At 71.8% G+C, this 7,358-nt stretch carries 6 protein-coding genes; 3 read left to right on the top strand and 3 right to left on the bottom strand.

What is annotated here, in order from left to right; translation table 11 throughout:
* Positions 1-59: 59 nt before the first annotated feature.
* Together ACZ6JY_RS25130 and ACZ6JY_RS25135 are read right to left on the bottom strand one after the other, a co-directional pair.
* Positions 60-1,247, bottom strand: a complete 1,188-nt coding sequence (locus ACZ6JY_RS25130; RefSeq protein ID WP_469199048.1) for an acyl-CoA dehydrogenase family protein — start codon at positions 1,245-1,247, stop codon at positions 60-62.
* Positions 1,248-1,373: 126 nt separating this feature from the next.
* Positions 1,374-1,760: a four-helix bundle copper-binding protein gene (locus ACZ6JY_RS25135; protein WP_469199050.1), complete on the bottom strand. Its 387-nt coding sequence runs from the start codon at positions 1,758-1,760 to the stop codon at positions 1,374-1,376.
* A 245-nt stretch (positions 1,761-2,005) separates the two neighbouring features.
* Here ACZ6JY_RS25135 and ACZ6JY_RS25140 point away from each other — a divergent pair, with 245 nt between their 5' ends.
* The gene (locus tag ACZ6JY_RS25140; protein ID WP_469199052.1) at positions 2,006-2,455 is read left to right on the top strand and encodes a VOC family protein; all 450 of its coding nucleotides are present in this window, start codon (positions 2,006-2,008) and stop codon (positions 2,453-2,455) included.
* A 13-nt stretch (positions 2,456-2,468) separates the two neighbouring features.
* Here the strand turns inward: ACZ6JY_RS25140 and ACZ6JY_RS25145 are convergent, their stop codons facing one another.
* Complete coding sequence (locus ACZ6JY_RS25145) at positions 2,469-3,938, bottom strand: PepSY-associated TM helix domain-containing protein (protein ID WP_469199054.1); 1,470 nt, start codon at positions 3,936-3,938, stop codon at positions 2,469-2,471.
* Between the two features lie 411 nt (positions 3,939-4,349).
* Between ACZ6JY_RS25145 and ACZ6JY_RS25150 the strand changes: the two genes are divergently transcribed.
* Positions 4,350-5,693, top strand: coding sequence for an MFS transporter (locus ACZ6JY_RS25150; protein ID WP_469199056.1), 1,344 nt, complete (start codon positions 4,350-4,352; stop codon positions 5,691-5,693).
* A gap of 66 nt (positions 5,694-5,759) precedes the next feature.
* Positions 5,760-7,208, top strand: coding sequence for an argininosuccinate synthase (gene argG / locus ACZ6JY_RS25155; protein ID WP_469199058.1), 1,449 nt, complete (start codon positions 5,760-5,762; stop codon positions 7,206-7,208).
* The last annotated feature ends 150 nt before the right edge of the window (positions 7,209-7,358 follow it).

The raw sequence follows: 7,358 nt of genomic DNA on the forward strand, positions 1-7,358 counted from the left end.
CTCCAGGGGCCTGTCCTCCAGTGTGACCCTGCCCGTGTGACGCGTGTCCGGCACCCTGGTCACCGCCGTACGCGGGGCATCCCCAGGCCGATCCAGGAGATGATCTCGCGCTGGATCTCGTTGTTGCCGCCGCCGAAGGTGAAGATGACCGCGGAGCGGTAGCCGCGTTCGAGGTCGCCGCGGAGGACCGTGCCCGCCGAGCCCTCCTTGAGGGCGCCCGCCGCGCCGACGACCTCCATCAGCCAGGCGTACGCGTCGCGGCGCGCCTCGGAGCCGTAGACCTTGACGGCGGAGGCGTCCTGCGGGGTGAGGGTGGATTCCTGGACGGCGTTGACCATCTGCCAGTTGAGGAGCTTCATCGCGTCGAGCCTGGTGTGGGTCATGGCGAGGCGCCTGCGGACCCAGCCGAGGTCGATGACGCGGCGGCCGTCGGCGAGCTTGGTGTCCATGGCCCAGCGCTGCACGTCGTGGAAGGCGCGGATGGCCGTCGCGCCGTGGGCGGCGAGGGTGACGCGCTCGTGGTTGAGCTGGTTGGTGATGAGGCGCCAGCCCTTGTTCTCCTCGCCCACGCGCCGGGAGACGGGGACGCGGATGTTCTCGTAGTGACTGGCCGTGGTGTCGTGCGAGGCGAGGGTGTTGATGAGGGTGCAGGAGTAGCCGGGGTCGCTCGTCGGTACGAGGAGCATGGTGATGCCCTTGTGGAGCGGGACGCCCTCCTCGGGCGCCGTGGTGCGCACGGCCAGCCAGACCCAGTCGGCGGTGTCACCGTTGGTCGTCCAGATCTTCTGCCCGTTGACGACGTACTCCTCCCCTTCCCTGACCGCCTTGGTCTTCAGTGCCGCCAGGTCGGTTCCGGCGTCGGGTTCGCTGTAGCCGATGGCGAAGTCGAGTTCTCCGGAGAGGATTCTCGGCAGGAAGTAGCTCTTCTGCTCCTCCGTCCCGAACCGCATGATCGTCGGGCCCACGGTGTTGAGGGCCATCAGCGGCAGCGGCACGCCGGCCTGCGCGGCCTCGTCGAAGAAGATGAACTGTTCCATGGGCGTGAGCCCGCGCCCGCCGTACTCCTTGGGCCAACCCACCCCCAGCCAGCCGTCCGAGCCCAGGCGGCGGACGGTCTCCCGGTAGAACCGCTTCTGGGCGGCGGGGTCGGCGTGGCGGGCGTGCGCGTCGTCCGGCACCAGTTCGGCGAAGTACGCGCGCAGCTCGGTGCGCAACTGCTGCTGCTCAGGCGTGTATTCGAGGTGCACGGCCCCTCCAGGCTCTGGCTGGCTCACTCGCTCCCGGACCTGACGGCGCACACAGTAGAACGCGTTGCAGAAATTGGGAATGGCGGTGACGGGGCGAGTAGCGCGGGGCAGCGGGGCCCCGCCGGTTCACCCCATGGCCGCCAGGAAGTCGTCGCAGGCCGTGGCGGAGCGGCGGCAGGCGTCCGCGCAGCGGGCCGATTCGGGGCTCCCGTCGCAGAGGTCCGCGCACTGGTGACAGATGGCGCGGCACCACTCGACCTGCGCGCGCACCAGCTCCTCGTCCTCGTCGCCGTGCGCGCCCTGCTCGGCGAGGACACGGAAGGTCGCGTCGCAGACGTCGCCGCAGGCGGTGTTGAGGCGGGACACATGACACGGCTCGGCGGGGAAGCGGCGCCGGGCGCACACCCGCGCACACTCCTCACAGGCCTGCGCGCAGGCGAAGCGGCATTCCAGGTATCTGACGAGCTCCGGCCGGCTGCGCTCCGCGCTCGGCGAGGGTGTCGTGGCGGTCACGATGCCTCTCCCTTCGGCGCGGTCACGAGTAGCCGACCTGGGGTCACTCAAACCTGCCGGGAAGGGGGCCCGGGGCGTCCCGGACACGAGGAGCCCCGCCGCGACGGGGGAGACACGGCGGGGCCCATATGTCGAGTGCCCGCTCCGGGGGCCTCACACACCCGTACCGCACTTGCTTTCGGCGGAATCACCGTGGCCTGTACAGCCCGGGCCCGTTGTCAGTGCCGCGCAGTACGGTCCGATACATGGCAAACATGATCGACCTGACCCTCGACTGCGGTGACGCACAGCTTCTCCGCGCCTTCTGGAAGACGGCCCTCGGCTATGTCGACGAGCCGCCGCCGAGACCGTTCGCCACCCGTGAGGAGTGGTTCGCGAGCTTCGGCCCGCCGGAGGGCGAGTCCCTGGACGACGGGGCCTGGCTCTGCGACCCCGAGGGGCGCGGCCCGCGCCTGTCGATCCTCAAGGTGCCCGAGCCGAAGACCGCGAAGAACCGCCTGCACATCGACGTCCGCGTGCCCGGGCACGGCTCTCCGGGCGAGCTCTGGGCGAGGATCAAGGCGGAGTCCGAGCGGCTCGTCGCGGCGGGCGGTCGCGTGCTCGCCGAGTTCACCGGCCACCACGTCGTGATGGCCGACCCCGAGGGGAACGAATTCTGTGTCGCCGCCGAGCCGCCGCCGACCGCCTCGCCCTAGCGCATCGGGGGGCTCAGGCGTACGTACGTTTCCCCCGCCGGTAGGCGATCTCGCCCAGCGCGATGTCCACCGCGAGGAACGCCGCGAGCGGAATGCCGAGCAGCGGCACGAAGTAGCCGACCACCGCGACGGCCGCGAGCAGCGGGACGAGGACGTGTGCCGGTACGTTCTGCCACGCCCCGCGCGCCATGGGCCGCCCGAAGGCGGAGCCGCGGCCGCGCTGCCACCACATGCGGTAGCCCAGGACGATCAGGAGGATCAGGCAGAGTGCGAGCGCGACCAGGGCGATCTGGTTGGCGATGCCGAACAGCGAGCCGGAGTGCGCGTCGATGCCCCACCGCGTCAGCTTGGCGAGCACCGGGTAGTCGTCGAACCGCAGGACGTCCGTGACCTCGCCGTTCGCGGGGTCCACGGCGACCGAGTCCTGCTTCTCGGGCCAGCTTCGCTGGATCTGGCTGACCACGTACGTGGACGAGGCGTCGGCGGGCGGCACGATCTCCACGGGGTTCGAGAGCCCCTGGCCGCGGGCGGCACCCAGGACGGCGTCGAGCCCGACGTCCGCCCCCTCACTCTCCGCCGCCCCTGATCCACCGCTCGCGCCGTGGCCGGAGTGCTCGCCTCCGGACTCCGCCGCCGGCTCCGCGCCGGGGGTGAGGGTCGACGTCACCGCGGGCGTGGTCTGGCCGATGGCCTCCCGGAGGTCGCCGATGCTCTGGCCCGCGTACGCCGACCAGGTCAGTCCGGTGGCCGAGAGGAAGATCAGGCCGAGGGCCGCCCAGACGCCGACGGAGCCGTGCAGCGACAGGGTGCGGCGGCGGCCCGTCGTGGCGCGCGGCTTCCGCCGCGACCTGCGACGCCCGAACCAGAGCAGGAGACCGCCGCCCGCGATCACCCACAGCCAGCTCGCCGCGAGTTCGCTGTAGAGGCGGCCGGTCTCGCCGAGGTGCAGATCGCGGTGGAGTTCGTCGATCCAGGTGCGCAGCGGCAGGGCGCCGCTCGAACCGTACTGTTCGAGGTCGCCGCGCACCTCGGCCGTGTACGGGTCCACGAAGACGGCGAGCGTGTGGTCGGCGTCGACGCCCGGCACCCCGGACAGCAGGACGCGCGTGGTGGCCCCCTCCTCCGGTGACGGCCGGACCGCGCTGACCGACCCCTCGGGGTGCGCGTCGCGGGCGGCGGCCACCTGGCGTGTCAGGGGCAGCTCGCCCTTGCCCGACGGCACCGGGACGCGCAGCTCGTCGGCATACATGATCTTCTCGGCCTGGTACGAGCAGGCGTACAGCAGACCCGTCGTGGCGGCGACGAGCAGGAACGGCGCGATCAGCAGCCCGGCGTAGAAGTGCAGCCGCAGCACGAGCGGGCGCAGCGCCTCCCGGCCGGACCGCTTCGGCGCGCCACCGCCCCGCGCGTCCCGCGACGCCTGCCCGGACTCTGCCGGTGGCTGCCCGTCACCTTCGGTGAGGACGGTGGATTCGGCGGGCATGGCGCTCCCCTGGATAGACGGACCACGGCCCGGCTGGGCCCGAGCCGATCCAGGAGTCGGCCCGCGCCCCGGCCGAGTTCCGACCCCCGCCTGTGACCTGCGTCACGGCACCGGCAGACCGCCGTCGCCACTCACGGAGCGGTCCGTAGTCCGCAGCACATCAGCCACTTCGGGTAAATACCGTTGCGTACGGCACGGCCCCCACGGTTAATCTGTCGGTCCCGAGCCGGACCCCCGAGGAGTGGACATGCCCGGTCGCACGAGCGCGCGTTGACGTCGTAGGTCGATCGACCCGTCATCGCGTGCTGCCCCTGACACGCGGCACAGCGAGCCTTTCTCCGCCCGCCGCCGAACCGGAGCGCTTCCCCGCTCCCCCGGCGGGCGTCGCTCTCGGCATGCCAAGGGGTCCTTGTGCCGTCCCTCTTCCGCGCCCGCTCCGGCGAGTCCGGTGACCGTGACTTCCGTCTGCTCTGGGCGGGGCAGACCGCCTCCCACCTCGGAGCGCAGCTCAGTCTCGTCGTGCTTCCGCTCATCGCCGTACTGGCTCTCGACGCCGGAAGCACCGAGCTGGGCCTGCTGCGTGCGGTCGAGCAGGCGCCGATCCTCCTCTTCTCGCTGTTCGTCGGCGCGTGGGTCGACCGGTGGCACATCCGCGGCGTGATGGTCCTCGCCGATCTGGGGCGCGCCCTGGCGATGGCCGCCGTGCCGGTCGCGTATCTGCTGGGCGTGCTCGGCTATCCCGTGCTGCTCGTGGTGGCGTTCTTCGTCGGCGTTCTGGGTGTGGTGTTCGACGTGGCGTACCAGGCGTTTCTCGTACGTCTCGTCCCGCGCGACCGGTTGGTGCGGAGCAACAGCGCGCTGGAGGGCAGCAAGTCCGCGGCGCGGATCGGCGGGCCCGCGCTCGGCGGGGCGCTCGCCTCGCTCGTCTCGGCGCCCCTGGCCGTACTGACGGGGGCGTTCTGCTTCGCGCTGTCCGCCCTGTCGATCCGGCGCATCCGGCGTATCCGGCGGTGCGAGCCGCGGAGTGCCGGCAGCGTGCGCCCCACCGGCATCTGGCGGCAGATCCATGAAGGGCTCCGCCTCGTCGCGGGGAGTGCGGCCCTGCGGGCCGTGGCGATCGCGTCGGCGGTCTTCCAGTTCTCCTTCGCCGCGCTGATGACCGTGTACCTGCTGTTCCTGGCGCGCGGGCTGCACCTGTCGGGGGCCGCCATCGGCCTCGTGCTCGCCGCGACGGGGCCGGGCGCGCTCCTGGGGTCGCTGCTCGCCGCCCGGCTGCCGGGAGCCCTCGGCCACGGCAGGGTCCTCGTGGGCGCGGCCCTGCTCGCCGACGGGGTGCTGCTCTGCGTGCCCGCGCTGCACGGCTCCGGCACGGCCACGGTCGCCCTGCTCATGGCCGTCAACTTCACCTTCGGCACTTCCAGCCAGATCGTCGACGTCACGGTCACGGCCGTGCGTCAGGCGCTGACACCCGTACATGTGCAGGGCCGGGTCGTCGCGACGCTCAACTTCCTCGGCATGGGGCTGACCCCCGTGGGCTCGCTGCTCGGCGGGCTGCTGGCCGGGGCCTGCGGGACGCGCGGCGCGCTGCTGCTCGCCGGCTGCTGCCTGGCGCTGTCCCCGCTGACCCTGGCCCTCTCGCCGCTGGCCGGGCTGAAGGAGCTGCCCCGGGAGCTCGGTGATGAGGGCGCCGTCGGAAGGGGTGATGAGGGCGCCGGTGGAAGGGCGATCGAGGGCGCTGGGGGAAGAGGCGATTGAGGGCGCGGGAGGAGGACGACCATGCGGGGGTTTGCATGGCCATGCATCCTCATGCATACTCTTCCTATGTCCAAGGTCCTCACCTCCCTCCCCACCGGCGAGCGCGTCGGCATTGCCTTCTCCGGCGGTCTCGACACCTCGGTCGCCGTCGCCTGGATGCGCGACAAGGGCGCCGTGCCGTGCACGTACACCGCCGACATCGGCCAGTACGACGAACCCGACATCGCCTCCGTGCCCGGCCGTGCCTCCGCGTACGGCGCCGAGATCACCCGGCTCGTCGACTGCCGTGCCGCGCTGGTCGAGGAAGGCCTTGCGGCGCTGGCCTGCGGCGCGTTCCACATCAGGTCGGGCGGCCGCCCCTACTTCAACACCACGCCGCTGGGCCGTGCCGTCACCGGCACGCTCCTGGTGCGGGCGATGCTGGAGGACGGGGTGCAGATCTGGGGCGACGGCTCCACGTTCAAGGGCAACGACATCGAGCGGTTCTACCGCTACGGACTGCTCGCCAACCCGCACCTGCGGATCTACAAGCCCTGGCTGGACGCGGACTTCGTCACGGAGCTCGGCGGCCGCAAGGAGATGTCGGAGTGGCTGCTCGCCCACGAGCTGCCCTACCGGGACTCGACGGAGAAGGCGTACTCCACGGACGCCAACATCTGGGGCGCCACCCACGAGGCCAAGACCCTGGAGCACCTCGACACGGGCATCGAGACCGTCGACCCGATCATGGGCGTGCGGTTCTGGGACCCGGACGTGGAGATCCTCACGGAGGACGTGACGATCGGCTTCGAGCAGGGCCGCCCCGTGACGGTCAACGGCAAGGAGTTCGGCTCCCCGGTCGACCTCGTCATGGAGGCCAACGCGATCGGCGGCCGCCACGGTCTCGGCATGTCCGACCAGATCGAGAACCGCATCATCGAGGCCAAGAGCCGCGGCATCTACGAGGCGCCCGGCATGGCCCTGCTGCACATCGCCTACGAGCGCCTGGTCAACGCGATCCACAACGAGGACACCCTGGCCGCGTACCACAACGAGGGCCGGCGGCTCGGCCGGCTGATGTACGAGGGCCGCTGGCTGGACCCGCAGGCGCTGATGATCCGCGAGGCGCTCCAGCGCTGGGTCGGCGCCGCGGTCACCGGCGAGGTGACGCTGCGGCTGCGGCGCGGCGAGGACTACTCGATCCTCGACACCACGGGCCCGGCGTTCAGCTACCACCCGGACAAGCTCTCCATGGAGCGGACCGAGGACTCGGCGTTCGGCCCGGTGGACCGCATCGGCCAGCTCACGATGCGCAACCTCGACATCGCCGACTCCCGTGCGCGCCTGGAGCAGTACGCGGGCATGGGCCTGGTCGGCAGCGGCCACCCGACGCCGATCGGCGCCGCGCAGGCGGCCTCGACCGGTCTGATCGGCGCCATGGACGCGGGCGGCGCCCAGGCGATCGCCTCGCGCGGCGAGGTGACGGACGAGGAGTCGGCGCTCGACCGCGCGGCGATGGAGTCCGGCACGGACTGACCCCGGCCATCGGTCGTACGGAGTGAGGCCCGCGGGGCCCGGGGGTGTCCCCCCCCCACCCGGGGCCACCTTCCTTGGTCCCGAAAACCCGACCAAACCCCCCTTCTGGGGTGACACGGAACCCCCCTTTTCGTTTTTCCTTGGCGCCCC

It is taken from the genome of Streptomyces sp. NPDC046335 (genome assembly GCF_055587985.1).